The sequence below is a fragment of the Clostridium moniliforme genome (assembly GCF_017873235.1).
In the GTDB taxonomy this organism is placed as follows: Bacteria; Bacillota; Clostridia; order Clostridiales; family Clostridiaceae; genus Clostridium; species Clostridium moniliforme.
In genome coordinates this window covers 587209-602030 of record NZ_JAGGJZ010000001.1, presented here as the reverse complement: position 1 = coordinate 602030, position 14822 = coordinate 587209, and the positions used below count along the sequence as shown (strand labels likewise).

The window sequence follows — 14822 nt, the reverse complement described above, 5'->3', positions numbered from 1 at the left end:
ATTAATAAATATGTTGTATAATTATATAAAAATAATTAGACAAATGAAGAAGAGAGGTATCATTATGAAATTTTTAAAATACTTACTAATATTTATACCTATAAGTATAATTGGAGAATTTTTAAATTTATCTTCTACAATTTTATTTTTATTATCTGCTCTTGCAATAGTTCCCCTTGCAGGAATTATGGGGCAGGCAACAGAAGAAATTTCGTTTTATACAGGTCCAAAGATAGGAGGGTTTTTAAATGCTACATTTGGAAATGCAACTGAACTTATAATTTCCTTTTTTGCTTTAAAAAGTGGTCTTTTTGATGTGGTTAAGGCATCAATAGCAGGTTCAGTAATTGGAAATACATTATTAGTTTTAGGTGCTAGCATGTTTATTGGAGGACTTAAATTTAAGACTCAAAGCTTTAATAAAAAAGTTATTGATGTAAGTTCTAGTATGCTTTTATTTGCCGTTATTGGGCTAAGTGTTCCTGCAATATTTACTCACACAGTTAAACCAGAATTATTAAATACTAAATATGAAGGATTAAGCATTATAGTAGCTATAATTATGTTTTTAATATATATATTAAGTTTAGTTTTTTCATTTTTTACTCATAAAGACTTATATGAAAGTAGTGTAGAAGAAGGTGAAGAAGCAAAGTGGTCTTTAAAAAAATCTATAGGAGTATTAGCAGTTTCTACAGTTTTAATTGCAATTGAAAGTGAATTTTTAGTTGGAGCCGTTGAGCCTATGACTGAATCTATTGGATTAAGTCAATTTTTTGTTGGGATAATTTTAATTCCTATAATAGGGAATGCAGCTGAACATAGTACTGCTGTTGTTATGGCTCTTAAAAATAAAATGGATGTAGCAGTTGAAATAGCAATTGGTTCAAGTCTTCAAATAATTTTATTTGTTGCACCAGTTTTAATATTTTTAAGTCTTTTATTTACTCCTATGAGTATTGTGTTTAATTTATTTGAACTTGTATCACTTATAGTATCTGTTTTAATTGCTAATAAAGTAGCAAGTGATGGTGAGTCAAATTGGCTTGAAGGTGTTCAATTATTAGCTGTTTATATAATTATTGCAGCTGCATTTTTTGTAGTTTAAAGAGGAGGATTAGAATTTGGAAAAGTTATATTATATAGATCAATATATAAAAGAGTTTACAGCAGAAATTGAAGAAATATTAGAAAAGAATGATGGTTTTCATGTAGCCTTAAATAAAACAGCTTTCTTTCCAGGGGGAGGTGGGCAGCCATCAGACTTAGGAATGATAGGTGAACATAAAGTTAAAGAAGTATATGAAAAAGATGGCATAGTGTATCATGTAGTTTCTAAGAAACCTATAAAAATACATAAAGTTAAGTGTAAAATTGACTGGGATAGAAGATTTGATTATATGCAGCAACATTTATCCCAACATGTACTTTCAGGATGTTTCTTTAAACTTTTTAATCATAATACAGCAGGTATTCATCTTGGAAAAGAAAAAAGTACAATTGATATAGTTGGAGATGTAACAGAAGAACAAATAAGAGAAGCTGAAATATATGCAAATGAAAATATATTTAATAATCTAAAAGTTAATTTTTTATTTCCAGAAAAGAGAGAACTTAAAAAGATGGGACTTAGAAGAGCTCTTCCAAATACAAATGAAAAAATAAGAGTTGTAGAAATTGAAGGTTTAGACATAAATGCTTGCTGTGGAATTCATCCAAGTAATACAATAGAACTTCAATGTATAAAGCTTTTAAGACATGAAAGACATAAAGGGAATACAAGAATAGAATATTTAGGCGGAAGAAGAGCAATTAATGATTATTTTGAAAAAAGTGATTTTTCAAAGAAAATATGCAAATTTTTAAACTGTAATGAAAATGAAGCTATAAATAGTATAAATAATTTAAGTGAAGAACTAAAAAAATCAAACAATGAAAATAAAATTCTTAATATAGAATTATCAAGTTATAAGATAAAAGAACTTATAGAAAATGCAACTAAAGTTTCTGATGTTTCAATTATAAAAGAAATATATGATGGAAAAGATATTAAGTATGTAAGTAAGTTAGCTGCAAGCATTACAGAAAATCCAAAAGTTGTAGTGTTAATAGCTGTTAAAAATAAAGATAAAGCTAATTTGATATTTGCATCATCTAAAGATGTAAAAGAAGTTAATATGAATAATCTTCTTAAAGACTCAATTACTCTAATTGATGGAAGAGGTGGAGGAAGTGAAAATTTAGCTCAAGGTGGAGGAAAGAATAATAACAATTTACAGTCACTTTTAGATTACTCATTCAAGAAGGTAAAAGAGAGTTTGGTTTAAGGGAAGGAATAAATATGGAGTTTTTAAGAAAAAATACATTTAAGATGGCAGCTTCTGCAACAATTTCAATAATTATAGCAAATTTACTTGGAGTTAAGTTTGGAGTTACAGCAGGAATAATATCAATACTTAGCATTCAAGATACAAAAAAAGAAGCTTTATTAGTTGGAGGAAAAAGAATTATAGCAGCAACTATAGCAGTAGTATTATCTTTTGTATTATATATACTGTTAGGCAATAATCCATTAATATTTGGGTTGTTCTTGCTTACATTTATTCCTATAACAAAAAAATTTAAAATGGAAGAAGGTATGGTAGTTGGTGCTGTTTTATCAACTCACCTTCTAACAGGAAGCAATATAAATTTAAGCTGGATATTTAATGAAGAAGCTTTAACTTTAATAGGAATTGGTATTGCATCTATATTTAATTTATATATGCCATCATTAGAATCTAAATTTAATAAAAATAAAGAATTTATTGAAGATCAATATAAAGATATAATATATGATATGGCAAAAAGTCTTGTAACAAAATCTGTACCAATAAATGAAAGAAAAAGATTTAAAAAGGTTAAAAGTATTCTTGAAGAAACTAGGATTTTAGCTTATAAAATAAATAATAATTATTTATTTAAAAATGAGTTTTATTTTATTGATTATATAGAAATGCGTATAAAACAATTTGATACAATAAAAAGAATGAATTCGCATTTTTCAAGATTTTCAATAACTTATGATCAAACACTTATAATGTCTACATTTACTGAAAATGTAGGGAATAACATATATTCAGATAATGATTGTGTGGAACTTTTATATAAATTGAATAGATTAAGAGCTGAATATAAATGCATGGAATTACCAAAAACTAGAGAAGAATTTGAAAATAGAGCTATGCTTTTTCAGTTCTTAAATGATTTAGAAGATTTTCTTTTAATCAAAAAAGAATTTAAAAGAATGCATAGAAATATAAAATAAAGCTATGGCTTATAAGGTCATAGCTTTATTTTATAAATGAATTATTTCTATTTTTCTTTCACTAAAGTATACAGGTGTTAAATTTGCTTCAAGTATTATATCTCTTGCAATATTAAAATCTTTTCCTATTCTATTTTTGTTATGAGCATCTGAACCTACTGTTACATATTTACCACCAAGGTCTTTATATCTTTTACAAAGATTAAAAATAGAATAAATGAAATTTTTATCATCAAATTTCTTAGTGTTTATTTCTAAACATTTTTCTTTTTCTATTAATATTTTAAATATTTCATCAACATATTCTCCAAGTTCTGATAGGGTTATTGATTTATCTTTTCCTTTTAAGTACCTGCAAGGATAGTCAATGTGTGATAATGAATCAAAATTATCAAATTCTTTAATATCTTTTATCATTTCTTTAAAATATAAAGTAAGATATTCTGTTTTTGTAAGATTATTTTTACTTTCATCAGTAAATATATCTACATCGTTAACTGAATGGATTGAACCTAAAATGAAATCAAAGGGATAAGAAGTTGATAAATCATTATTTTTACTTAGAGAAGAGGAAGATAATCCAATTTCTACTCCAAGAAGAAGATTATCTCCTCTATATTTTGAGTATTCATTAAAAAATTTATTAGGGTCAAATTTAAATAAATCTTCTTTAGGATAATTATAATCCATATGTTCTGTTAAAATAGTTCCTATATTCAAAGTTTGTCCTTGTTTTATTACATCTTCAATTTGCATCTTACTATCTGATGAAAATTTTGTATGCATATGACTATCAAAAAACATTAAAACCCCTCCATTAAAATATATGAATTGCTTTTTTATATTATAGCATAGTATTATAAATGGTGAAGAATATGAACTGTATTAAGAGTATATATTAGGAGGAAGATAAAATGAAAGAACTATTTAAAATAAAAGGTATGTCTTTTTATGAAGAAGACTTTTTAGATGATATAAAAGAATATGAGGATATAATTCCTATAATAAAAGAATTAGAAGATCAATTAACTTATGAAAAAATAAGTTGTGTTGAAATTAATGAATGTTGTAAGGTTAGTAAAGATAATTATTATGTTGAGATTCATGGATATATAAATGGAGAAGATGAATTTATTACAAAGGAAGAAAAAGAAAAGTTTGAGAATGTATTAAATGATAAATCTTTAGATTTATTTGTTATAAGAGTTTATAAATGTGTTGATTGTGGTAAGTGGATAATTGATATATTAGAATAAAAAATATGCAAATATTGGGGAATTATTTGTATGTTATTTTAATTAGAAATTTATACAGGGGTGATTGGGATGGATTTAAAAAAATATATAAATAATATTAAACGTATATTTCTTAGGAAATATAATGAAGTTAAGAATATAAATAAAGAAAATCATAAAGAATTTTTTAAGAAAAATACTAAAATTTTAGTAGTAATATTTATTGCTGTATTTTTATTTTTAGGTTATATGGTTGGAAATACTAGAACTACTAAAGATCAGGTTTTAAAAAATCTTGAAATCGGACTTCAAAAAGGAAGCTTATATAAACTTGATAGTATAATAAGAGTAAATGATAAAAAGGTACCAAAAAATGATTTAAAGCCATTGGTACAGTATTATAAAGGAAAAAATTCTGAAGTAAATAATGTAATTGATGATTTAAAAGAAAATAATTCTAAGTCAATTTTTAAGTTAGAATCAGAAAAAGGATTATTTTTTGATAAATACTATGTGGAGCTTAAAACTTTTAATCTTAGTGTTATAAGCAATTTTGATGAAGCTGATATAACATTAAATAATAAAGAAAAAATTAAATCAGGAGAAACGTTAAAAAAACTAATACCTGGAAATTATAAATTAGTTGGGGTTGTAGATAATAAATATGGAAAAATAAAAAAAGAAGAAAATATAACTTTAATGAACAATCAAACTGTAAACTTAAAATTAGATGGTGTATTAGTAACTATAGATAGTAGTTTTAAAGATGCTGATGTTTTAGTTAATGGAGAAGATAGTGGAATTAAAGTTGAAAATTTTAAAGATGTAGGGCCAATGCCTTCAGATGGAAGTATAAAACTATCTCTTAAAAAAGAATTCCCATGGGGAGTGATAACTGGAACAGAAGAAGAAGTTAGAGAAATTTCAGATATTAATTTAAATTTAAATATTTCTAATGAAAAACTTTGGAATGATGTTAATAATTCAATAAGTGAGTTTTATAAAAGTGTATTTGAAGCTCTTAATGAAGAAGATAAAAATGTTATAACAATGTCTACTGAAGAGGCAAAAAATAAAATATACTCTGTATTAGAAAAAAATTATATTATATTAAAAAATAAATATAATATTAGTTCTTTAAACATAGATAAGGATAAAAGTAAATTTGAATATAAAGATGGTGAGTATACAGGAACTGTAGTTTGTAATGTGAAATATAATATAAGCAAATTTTTATTTGGACTTGGAAAAGAAGAAAATACAAAGAAATTTTTAACTAGAGTAGTATATAAAAATGGAGAATGGGTTATTAATAGTGTAGAAAACTTTTCTTTGTAAAGAAACTTGAAAAATTAGCTAGTGAATAATTTCATTGGCTAATTTTTTAAATAAAATAAATAAAAACCTGCACTATAATAGTACAGGTTAAAGGGTTATGTTCATTTAAGAAAGGGAATAAATGAACATTTTGTGGGGTTTATTTAAACTCTATAGCGTTTGCTAATAGAGTGGTATGGGCTTTATTTATAATTTATTTGTTAATATAATTATACTAGAAATGAAAAGGTATTCCAAGAGAGAAGAAATAAATTTACTTTTTATTAATAAATAGTTAAGAATATGTTTAAAAATGTAGAAATATGAATAAAAATATATTTAATAAATGAATAAAGAGATTTTATTTGTAAATTTATAATAATATACTTTAGAATGTTATTAAATTTTGTTAAAATATGATATTGTAAAGGAGGATTGTTATGTTAATAATAGAGAAGAAAACTCATTTAAAGGATACTCCAGAATATGAAGAATATTCAAATAATGTAGCTAAGCTTACTAAAGAAGAAAAAAAATCTTTAGGAATAAGAGAATGTAGTTGCAAATGCAAAAAAAGAAAAAGTAAGTAAAATATAATAAGTTAGATATTCTTTTTTAAAATAAATATTGTATAATGAATTTAGTATTAGCAAGTTTAGGAGGTAAATATTTTGGCTAAACCAAGTATTTTTAGTAGAGATTATGAAAAGAAAATGAAAAAAAGAAAGGCTAAAATTATAGTCTTGATTAGTATAGTTGCAACAATAGCTGGAGTTTTTATATATAAGTTTAAAATAGAAAAAATAGATTTTTCTAATGTAAGAGCAAAACTGCAAGCTTGGGCAGATAGTGATAATCAGATAGAACAAAAACCAAAAGAAGAATCTAAAGTTAATGAAGCTGAGACTAAACCAGAACCACCTAAAAAAACTTATATGGATGTGAAGCTTGGGAAAAATTTAGTTCTAAAATGTGAGTATAAAACTGTTGATGATAAAAAAGAATTTGTTTCTGTAGAAGATGTTAAGGGACTAAATTACGATATATCTCCTAATAAACAAATGATACTAACATTAGATGAAAATCAGAATATGCAACTTATAGATATAGATGGAAAAGTCAAAGATATTACAAGAAAAGAATATGTTTCAACTAAAGGACAAAAGTTTCATAAAGAATCTATCTTAAAAAGAGAAAAAAAATATTTATGGACTTCTGATGCAAAGTTTTTAGATGATGACTGCATTGTATATATAAGCAACCTACCTTATTTTGGGACAGCGGCTAAGAATCAATATGCATGGATATATAATATAAAAAATAATACAAACATTTTTGCAAGAAATACAAAAGCTAAAAACATAGAATTCGGGAAAGTTGTTCCAAAAAAAGGAATAGAAATAAAAATAGACAAAAATGAATATGTACTTAATGATAAGGGAAGTATTTTAAAGTAATAGTAAAAAACTCTATATATAATAAAGCATTTGATAATATGTAGAAATTTATGTTATAATAACGTAGTTAATATATGAGAATAAAGAACTATTTTAGGAGGAAAAGCAGATGGAAGCTAAAATGGAAAAAATAGAAGCTAATGTTGTTAAATTTGAAGTGAGAGTGGAAGCAGAGAAGTTTACTGCTGCTTTAAATAAAGCTTACAACAAAAATAAGAAAAATTTTAATATACCTGGATTTAGAAAAGGTAAAGTGCCAATGGCAATGGTAAAGAAACATTATGGAGTAGAAGTATTATTTGAAGATGCTATAAATACTGTAATAAATGAAACTTATCCAACATTAATACAAGAAAATAAATTAAAACCAGTAGACTATCCAAAGATAGATGTTTTAGAAGTTGGTGAAGGAAAAGAATTAGTTTACACAGCAGAAGTTACTTTATATCCAGAAGTTGAACTTGGAGAATATAAAGGATTATCAGTAAAGAAAAAAGAAGTTGTAGTTTCTGATGAAGAAGTTGAAGGACAACTAAAAAATATGCAACAACAAAATGCTAGAGTAGAAACTAAAAATGATGGAAAAATTGAAAAAGGCGATATAGCTGTTATAGATTTCAAAGGATTCATTGATGGAGTTGCTTTTGAAGGTGGAGAAGGACATGAATATCCATTAGAAATAGGTTCTGGTTCATTTATAGATAACTTTGAAGATCAATTAATTGGTTTAACTACTGATGAAGAAAAAGAAGTTAAAGTTACTTTCCCAGAAAATTATGGAAAAGAAGAATTAAATGGAAAAGAAGCTACTTTTGAAGTAAAGATTAAACAAATTAAATTCAAAGAACTTCCTCAATTAGATGATGAATTTGCTAAAGAAGTATCAGAATTTAATACATTAGATGAATTAAAGGCTGATATTAAAGGAAAGTTAGAAGAAACTAAGAAAACTTCAATAGAAAGAGAATTTGAAGATGAATTAGTAACAGCAGTTATAGAAAATTCAAATATGGATGTTCCAAATGTAATGATCGAAAAAGAAATTGATGCTATGGTTAGAGATCTTGAAAATAGATTAAAATACCAAGGATTATCATTAGAACAATATATGCAATTCACTGGAAACAATGAAGAAAAAATGAGATCATACATGAGAGAAAATGCTGAAAAGAAAGTTAAATCTGATTTAGTATTAGAAGCTATAGCTGAAGCTGAAAAAATCGAAGCAACTGACGAAGAAGTAAAAGAAAAAGCTAATGAAGTAGCTAAGATGTATGCAGGAGATGAAGCTGAAAAGATGGCTGAAATGTTAATGCAAACTCAAAGAGCTATGATTGAAAAAGATATAGTTGTAACAAAGACAATAAAGTTATTAGAAGATAACTGCAAATAATTGATATAATAAAACTAAATATATATAATCATTAGATAATTGCCAGAAAATATTTTTCTGGCAATTATTTCAAATAAAACAATTAACAAAATAATTATATTGATGTATAATTTTATTTAAGTTACATTAATAAAGGAGGGAACAGTTATGAGTTTAGTTCCAATGGTTGTTGAACAAACAAATAGAGGAGAAAGAAGTTATGATATTTTTTCAAGACTATTAAAAGATAGAATAATAATGCTTAATGGTGAAATAAATGATGATACTTCAAATCTAGTAGTTGCTCAGCTTTTATTCTTAGAAAGTGAAGATCCAGATAAAGATATATATGTTTATATAAATAGTCCAGGAGGATCAATTACAGCTGGTATGGCTATATATGACACTATGCAATATATAAAACCAGATGTTTGTACTATATGTATTGGATTAGCAGCTTCAATGGGTTCTTTCTTACTTTCATCAGGTGAAAAAGGAAAGAGATATGCTCTTCCAAATGCAGAGATAATGATACATCAACCTTTAGGTGGTTTCCAAGGTCAGGCAACTGATTTTGACATTCATGCAAAGAGAATTTTAAGAATAAAAGATAGATTAAATCAAATACTAAGTAAAAATACAGGTATGCCTTTAGAAAAGCTTAAAGCAGATGTAGAAAGAGATAATTTTATGGATGCAGATGAAGCTATGGAATATGGCTTAATTGATAAAGTAATTACTAAGAACGAAATAGAAAAGGCATAATAAATTTAGGGCTTGTCCTTAGTGAGGTGAAAAATATGGCTAAATATGAAGATAAAAAACAGTTAAAATGTTCTTTTTGTGGAAAGAATCAAGATCAGGTTAAAAGATTAATAGCTGGACCTGGAGTGTATATATGTGATGAATGTATTGAATTATGTTCAGAAATTATAGAAGACGAATTTGAAGAAACAAAAGAAGTCGTTTCAACAGATTTGCCTAAACCACAAGAAATAAAAGAATATCTTGATTCATATGTAATAGGTCAAGAAGGAGCTAAAAAATCATTAGCTGTTGCAGTTTATAATCATTATAAGAGAATAAATAGTAAGAAAGTCTCAAATGATGATATAGAATTACAAAAGAGTAATATATTATTACTAGGACCAACAGGTTCAGGGAAGACTTTACTTGCTCAAACATTAGCGAAAGTTTTAAATGTTCCATTTGCAATTGCAGATGCAACAACATTAACAGAGGCTGGATATGTTGGAGAAGATGTAGAGAACATTCTATTAAAATTAATACAAAATGCTGATTATGACATAGAAAGAGCAGAAAAAGGTATTATTTATATAGATGAAATAGATAAGATTGCAAGAAAATCAGAAAATCCATCAATTACAAGGGATGTTTCTGGAGAAGGAGTTCAACAAGCACTTCTAAAAATATTAGAAGGAACAACAGCTTCAGTTCCACCACAAGGAGGTAGAAAACATCCTCATCAAGAACTACTTCAAATAAATACTTCAAACATATTATTTATTTGTGGAGGAGCTTTTGATGGAATAGACAAAATAATTGAAAAAAGAACAAGAAAGAGTTCAATTGGTTTTGGAGCAGATATTCAATCAAAGAAAGAAAAAGATTTAGGAACATTATTTAAAGAAATAATGCCTGGTGATCTTTTGAAATTTGGATTAATTCCAGAATTTGTAGGAAGACTTCCTATATTGGTTACTTTAGAATCACTTGATAAAAATGCTTTAGTTAAAATATTATGTGAACCTAAAAATGCTTTAATTAAACAATATAAAAAATTGTTTGAACTTGATAATGTAGATCTTGAATTTACGGAAAAATCTCTAGAAACAATAGCTGAAGAAGCTATTAGTAGAAGTACAGGAGCTAGAGGGTTAAGAGCAATAATAGAAGAAATGATGATGGATATTATGTTTGAAATACCATCAGATGAGAGAATAACTAAGGTAGTAATAACAGAAGATACAATAAAAAATGGAGCTAAACCAGAGGTAGAAAGATTACCAGAAGGTGAAGTAAGGCCAATGCTTATTGATAAATCATCAAAAACTAAAGAAGATACAGAAACAGCTTAGATAAAATACTATAAAAAACACTCTTTAAAAGAGTGTTTTTTATTTATATATTACAATTATTGAAAAAACTTATGGTTATGGTATACTTATTAAGTCTAATAAAAATAATTATAAAGATTGGGGGAAGATAGGTATGACAAATGAAAATATTCTTCCTTTAATTCCTCTAAGAGGAATAACCATTTTCCCAAATATGGTTACTCACTTCGATGTTGGAAGAGAAAAGTCAAAGATAGCAGTAGAAACTGCAATGAAAAATGGAGAAAAGATTTTTCTTGCACCACAAAAAAATGTAGAAATAGATGATCCAAAAAAAAGTGATATAAGTAAGATTGGAACAATCTGTGATATAAAGCAAATAATTAAATTACCTGATAATATAATAAGAGTTTTAGTTGAAGGTAAAGAGAGAGCTAAAATAAAAAAATATCAGGCTAAAAAATCTTATTTAGAAGTTGAATTAGAGAGAATTAAAGAAGAAGAAATAGATAATATTGAGATAAGTGCTTACATAAAATCCTTAAAAGAAATGTTTATAAAATTTATGAAACTTACTGGAGAAAATTCAAAAGAGGTTGTAAAAGCTGTTGAATTTGATGATAAAGTTTATGAATTTGTAGATATGGTAAGTGCTGTAGCTATTACAAGAGAAGATTATAGACAAGAATTATTAGAAATTGTTAATTTTAAAAAAAGAATTCAAAGACTTTTAGTAATGATTGAAGAAGAAATTCAAATTATTAAAATTCAAAAAAAGATCGCTAATAAAGTAAAAGAAAAAACAGATAAGAATCAAAAAGAATATTTTCTAAGAGAGCAGCTTAAAGCAATTCAAGAAGAACTTGGAGAAGATGATGATGCTAAAAAAGAAATAAATAAATATGAAGAAAAGATTAAAGAACTAAAACTTCCTAAGGAAGTTTTAGAAAAAGCAGAATATGAACTTAATAGATTAAAAGGTTCTTCTGCTTCAAGTTCAGAAGAAGCTGTTATAAAGACATATTTAGATTGGATACTGGACATGCCTTGGAATAAGAGTAGTAAGGATACTATAAATATAAAAAATGCTGAGAAAGTATTACAAAGAGATCATTATGGTTTAAATGATGTTAAGGAAAGAATTGTAGAATATCTTGCTGTAAAGCAAATGAGTAACAGTATGAAGGGATCAATTCTTTGTTTAGTAGGTCCACCTGGAGTTGGTAAAACATCAATTGCAAAATCAATAGCAGAAGCTATGAATAGAAAATATTCAAGAATTGCATTAGGTGGAATGAAAGATGAATCTGAAATTAGAGGGCATAGAAAAACTTATGTTGGAGCTATACCAGGAAGAATAGCTTATGCATTAAAAGAAACTCAAACAAATAATCCCCTTATATTATTTGATGAAATTGATAAAATTAGTTCAAACTATAAAGGTGATCCATCTGATGCTTTATTAGAAGTTTTGGATAGTGAGCAAAATTTTAATTTTAGAGATAATTATTTAGAGTTACCTTTAGATTTGTCAAATGTATTCTTTATAGCAACAGCAAATAGTTTAGATACAATTCCAAGGGCTTTACTTGATAGAATGGAAGTAATTGAGGTTTCAGGATATACTTACGAAGAAAAATTTCAAATAGCAAAAAGATATTTAGTTCCTAAGGCTTTAAAGGAACATAATGTTTCAGAGGAAAGTATAAAAATAAGCGATTCTGCAATTAAAGAAATTATAGAAGGATATACTTTAGAATCAGGAGTAAGAAGCTTAAATAGAGTAATAGCTTCAATAATTAGAAAAGCAATTACAGAGATGCTTAAAAAGAATAAAGAAAAAGTAAGTATAAATTCTAAAAAAGTGGAAAGTCTATTAGGTAAAAAAGTATTTAATTATGAGAGAATAGATAAGGATGATAAAATTGGAGTTGTTACTGGTATGGCATGGACAGCTTATGGTGGAGATACACTACCAGTAGAAGCTATGGTTATGGAAGGTTCAGGAAAACTTCAATTAACAGGACAATTAGGAGATGTAATGCAAGAATCTGCTAAGGCTGCTTTTACATATGTAAGAGCTAATGCATCTAAGTATGGAATAGATATGGATTTTTATAAAAATAAAGATGTTCATATACATGTTCCAGAGGGGGCAGTGCCAAAAGATGGACCTTCAGCAGGAGTAACTATGGTTACAGCATTAGTTTCAGCTTTATCAAATAAAAAAGTAAGACATAATGTGGCTATGACTGGAGAAATTACTTTAACAGGAAGAGTTCTTCCTATAGGAGGTTTAAAAGAAAAATCTCTTGCAGCAGTTAGAGCTGGAATTGATACAATTATAATTCCTAAAGAAAATGAAAAAGATACAGAAAAGATACCAGCTTCAATAAAAAAAGGTTTAAAAATAGTGACAGCAGAGCAAATTGACACAGTGATAGATAATGCAATAATGCAATAATTGGAGATGATACCTATGAGGATAAAACAAGCAGAGTTTATTATATCAGCAGTAAAAAAAGAGCAATATCCAAAGGATAATAGAGTAGAAATTGCCTTTGTTGGAAGATCTAATGTTGGAAAGAGTTCAATAATAAACGCATTAACAAATAGAAAAAAATTAGCTAAGGTTAGTCAAACTCCTGGAAAGACAAGACTTATAAATTTCTTTTTAATTAATAATGATTTTTATCTTGTTGATTTACCTGGATATGGATATGCAAAAGTATCTAAGAGTGAAAAAGCTAGCTGGGGACAAACTATAGAAAGATACCTAAATGGTAGAGAAGAATTAAAGAGGGTTGTTCTATTAGTTGATTCAAGACATAAGCCAACTGCAGATGATATAATGATGCATGAATGGATAATGCACTATGGTTATGATGTAACAGTAGTTGCTACCAAAAGTGATAAGTTATCAAATAATAGTTTAAAAAAGAGTGAAAAAATAATAAGAGAAACATTAAAATTAACAAAAGATGATAAATTATATTTTTATTCATCACTTAATAAAAAAGGAACTGAACAGTTAATTGACAATCTTTTTGAAGATTTAGCAGAAGATACTGAATAAAATCATATTAATATAAGGTTCTAGAAAAAGTTATATAAACTTTTTCTAGAACCTTTTTTTTATTTGTAGAAAAATATAATATTTCTAAAAATTAGTGTCAATTTATTTTATAGGGAATAGTATATAGTATAAAAGTTAAATAGAAATAAGAATTAAGGAGGTTTGTATAGTTTATGGAAATTAATGATATCCTAAATGGCTTTAATGATTGTTCAGATGATAACAACTGTGATTGTGAAGATAACCTTTGTGGATTCTCTAACAATAATTGTGGCTGTAATGGATTCGATGGATGCGGAAACAACTCCTGGCTTTTATTAATTTTATTATTAGCTTGCTGTAGTAGAAATAATGGATACAGTGGCGGATATGGGGGATATGGTAATATGGGATATGGATTTAATGATTGTTGTTGTTGCTGTTGTTGTTGTGAAAAACCTAAATTTAAAAAATGTAAACAAACAGTTTATGTACCAGAAAATAATTGTGGATTAATGGGCGGATATAATAATTATCCTGGATATGGTAGTGGAAATGATGGTTTCGGTTTTGGCGGAGATAGCTGCTGGTGGATAATAATAATACTATTAATTTGTTGTTGTGGAAATAATGGATTTGGAAATTGCGGATGTAATAACTGCTAAATAAAGTTTAAGATATAGGAGGCGCGTATAATGTCACACAAAAAATGTTGTTGCGATAAAACAGTTATAGTTTCACCTCAAGGTCAAGTACCATATGGTGGACATGGTGGAGGTTATGGTTGCTGGTGGTGGATAATAATATTACTAATATTCTGTTGTGGATCTGGAAATAATAATTGTGGTTGTAATGATGGCTGCAATGATAATTTTAATGGATTCGGAAATTGTTGGTGGATAATAATAATATTACTATTCTGCTGTGGTGGATGCGGATATAACAGATTTTAATAAATTAATCAATTAAATATAATTGATAATTGTTGGAGGGTTTTTAAG

At 26.6% G+C, this 14822-nt stretch carries 15 protein-coding genes; 14 read left to right on the top strand and 1 reads right to left on the bottom strand.

The features are described 5' to 3' along the window. The first annotated feature begins 64 nt into the window (after positions 1-64). From cax to J2Z53_RS02850, 3 genes are read left to right on the top strand one after another with little or no spacing between them, the layout of a single operon-like run. The gene (gene cax / locus J2Z53_RS02860; protein ID WP_209795710.1) at positions 65-1108 is read left to right on the top strand and encodes a calcium/proton exchanger; all 1044 of its coding nucleotides are present in this window, start codon (positions 65-67) and stop codon (positions 1106-1108) included. A gap of 16 nt (positions 1109-1124) precedes the next feature. Next, on the top strand, positions 1125-2327 hold the full coding sequence (locus J2Z53_RS02855; protein ID WP_209795709.1) for an alanyl-tRNA editing protein: 1203 nt from the start codon (positions 1125-1127) through the stop codon (positions 2325-2327). Positions 2328-2341: 14 nt separating this feature from the next. Then, the gene (locus J2Z53_RS02850) at positions 2342-3307 is read left to right on the top strand and encodes an aromatic acid exporter family protein (protein ID WP_209795708.1); all 966 of its coding nucleotides are present in this window, start codon (positions 2342-2344) and stop codon (positions 3305-3307) included. Between the two features lie 30 nt (positions 3308-3337). Here J2Z53_RS02850 and J2Z53_RS02845 read toward each other — a convergent pair whose 3' ends face one another. Continuing rightward, complete coding sequence (locus J2Z53_RS02845) at positions 3338-4111, bottom strand: histidinol phosphate phosphatase (RefSeq protein ID WP_209795707.1); 774 nt, start codon at positions 4109-4111, stop codon at positions 3338-3340. A gap of 110 nt (positions 4112-4221) precedes the next feature. Here J2Z53_RS02845 and J2Z53_RS02840 point away from each other — a divergent pair, with 110 nt between their 5' ends. The 11 genes from J2Z53_RS02840 (at position 4222) to J2Z53_RS02790 (ending at position 14774) form a co-directional block, all read left to right on the top strand. After that, complete coding sequence (locus J2Z53_RS02840; RefSeq protein ID WP_209795706.1) at positions 4222-4563, top strand: hypothetical protein; 342 nt, start codon at positions 4222-4224, stop codon at positions 4561-4563. Between the two features lie 69 nt (positions 4564-4632). Beyond that, the gene (locus J2Z53_RS02835) at positions 4633-5880 is read left to right on the top strand and encodes a TcaA 3rd/4th domain-containing protein (RefSeq protein ID WP_209795705.1); all 1248 of its coding nucleotides are present in this window, start codon (positions 4633-4635) and stop codon (positions 5878-5880) included. A gap of 419 nt (positions 5881-6299) precedes the next feature. After that, the gene (locus J2Z53_RS02830; RefSeq protein ID WP_209795704.1) at positions 6300-6449 is read left to right on the top strand and encodes a hypothetical protein; all 150 of its coding nucleotides are present in this window, start codon (positions 6300-6302) and stop codon (positions 6447-6449) included. Between the two features lie 81 nt (positions 6450-6530). Further along, positions 6531-7316 carry a hypothetical protein gene (locus J2Z53_RS02825; RefSeq protein ID WP_209795703.1) on the top strand — a complete coding sequence of 262 codons (786 nt, stop codon included), beginning with the start codon at positions 6531-6533 and terminating at the stop codon, positions 7314-7316. Positions 7317-7425: 109 nt separating this feature from the next. Next, entirely contained in the window at positions 7426-8709 is a 1284-nt protein-coding gene (gene tig / locus J2Z53_RS02820) for a trigger factor (RefSeq protein ID WP_209795702.1), read from the top strand. 147 nt (positions 8710-8856) lie between these two features. Next, complete coding sequence (clpP, locus tag J2Z53_RS02815; RefSeq protein ID WP_209795701.1) at positions 8857-9453, top strand: ATP-dependent Clp endopeptidase proteolytic subunit ClpP; 597 nt, start codon at positions 8857-8859, stop codon at positions 9451-9453. 35 nt (positions 9454-9488) lie between these two features. Further along, a complete protein-coding gene (gene clpX, locus J2Z53_RS02810; RefSeq protein WP_209795700.1) occupies positions 9489-10787 on the top strand; it encodes an ATP-dependent Clp protease ATP-binding subunit ClpX in 1299 nt (432 codons plus the stop codon). 133 nt (positions 10788-10920) lie between these two features. Continuing rightward, positions 10921-13230: an endopeptidase La gene (gene lon, locus J2Z53_RS02805; RefSeq protein ID WP_209795699.1), complete on the top strand. Its 2310-nt coding sequence runs from the start codon at positions 10921-10923 to the stop codon at positions 13228-13230. 15 nt (positions 13231-13245) lie between these two features. Continuing rightward, positions 13246-13842 carry a ribosome biogenesis GTP-binding protein YihA/YsxC gene (yihA, locus tag J2Z53_RS02800; RefSeq protein WP_209795698.1) on the top strand — a complete coding sequence of 199 codons (597 nt, stop codon included), beginning with the start codon at positions 13246-13248 and terminating at the stop codon, positions 13840-13842. A gap of 173 nt (positions 13843-14015) precedes the next feature. Then, a complete protein-coding gene (locus J2Z53_RS02795) occupies positions 14016-14486 on the top strand; it encodes a hypothetical protein (RefSeq protein WP_209795697.1) in 471 nt (156 codons plus the stop codon). A 30-nt stretch (positions 14487-14516) separates the two neighbouring features. Further along, positions 14517-14774: a hypothetical protein gene (locus J2Z53_RS02790; protein WP_209795696.1), complete on the top strand. Its 258-nt coding sequence runs from the start codon at positions 14517-14519 to the stop codon at positions 14772-14774. Positions 14775-14822 lie beyond the last annotated feature (48 nt).

Bases quoted from the DNA above. Each gene is read 5' to 3' on its own strand.
- J2Z53_RS02850 (WP_209795708.1), top strand. From the start codon at position 2,342: ATGGAGTTTTTAAGAAAAAATACATTTAAGATGGCAGCTTCTGCAACA.
- cax (WP_209795710.1), top strand. From the start codon at position 65: ATGAAATTTTTAAAATACTTACTAATATTTATACCTATAAGTATAATT.
- J2Z53_RS02790 (WP_209795696.1), top strand. From the start codon at position 14,517: ATGTCACACAAAAAATGTTGTTGCGATAAAACAGTTATAGTTTCACCT.
- J2Z53_RS02845 (WP_209795707.1), bottom strand. From the start codon at position 4,111: ATGTTTTTTGATAGTCATATGCATACAAAATTTTCATCAGATAGTAAG.
- J2Z53_RS02795 (WP_209795697.1), top strand. From the start codon at position 14,016: ATGGAAATTAATGATATCCTAAATGGCTTTAATGATTGTTCAGATGAT.
- clpP (WP_209795701.1), top strand. From the start codon at position 8,857: ATGAGTTTAGTTCCAATGGTTGTTGAACAAACAAATAGAGGAGAAAGA.
- yihA (WP_209795698.1), top strand. From the start codon at position 13,246: ATGAGGATAAAACAAGCAGAGTTTATTATATCAGCAGTAAAAAAAGAG.
- J2Z53_RS02830 (WP_209795704.1), top strand. From the start codon at position 6,300: ATGTTAATAATAGAGAAGAAAACTCATTTAAAGGATACTCCAGAATAT.
- J2Z53_RS02840 (WP_209795706.1), top strand. From the start codon at position 4,222: ATGAAAGAACTATTTAAAATAAAAGGTATGTCTTTTTATGAAGAAGAC.
- tig (WP_209795702.1), top strand. From the start codon at position 7,426: ATGGAAGCTAAAATGGAAAAAATAGAAGCTAATGTTGTTAAATTTGAA.
- clpX (WP_209795700.1), top strand. From the start codon at position 9,489: ATGGCTAAATATGAAGATAAAAAACAGTTAAAATGTTCTTTTTGTGGA.
- lon (WP_209795699.1), top strand. From the start codon at position 10,921: ATGACAAATGAAAATATTCTTCCTTTAATTCCTCTAAGAGGAATAACC.
- J2Z53_RS02835 (WP_209795705.1), top strand. From the start codon at position 4,633: ATGGATTTAAAAAAATATATAAATAATATTAAACGTATATTTCTTAGG.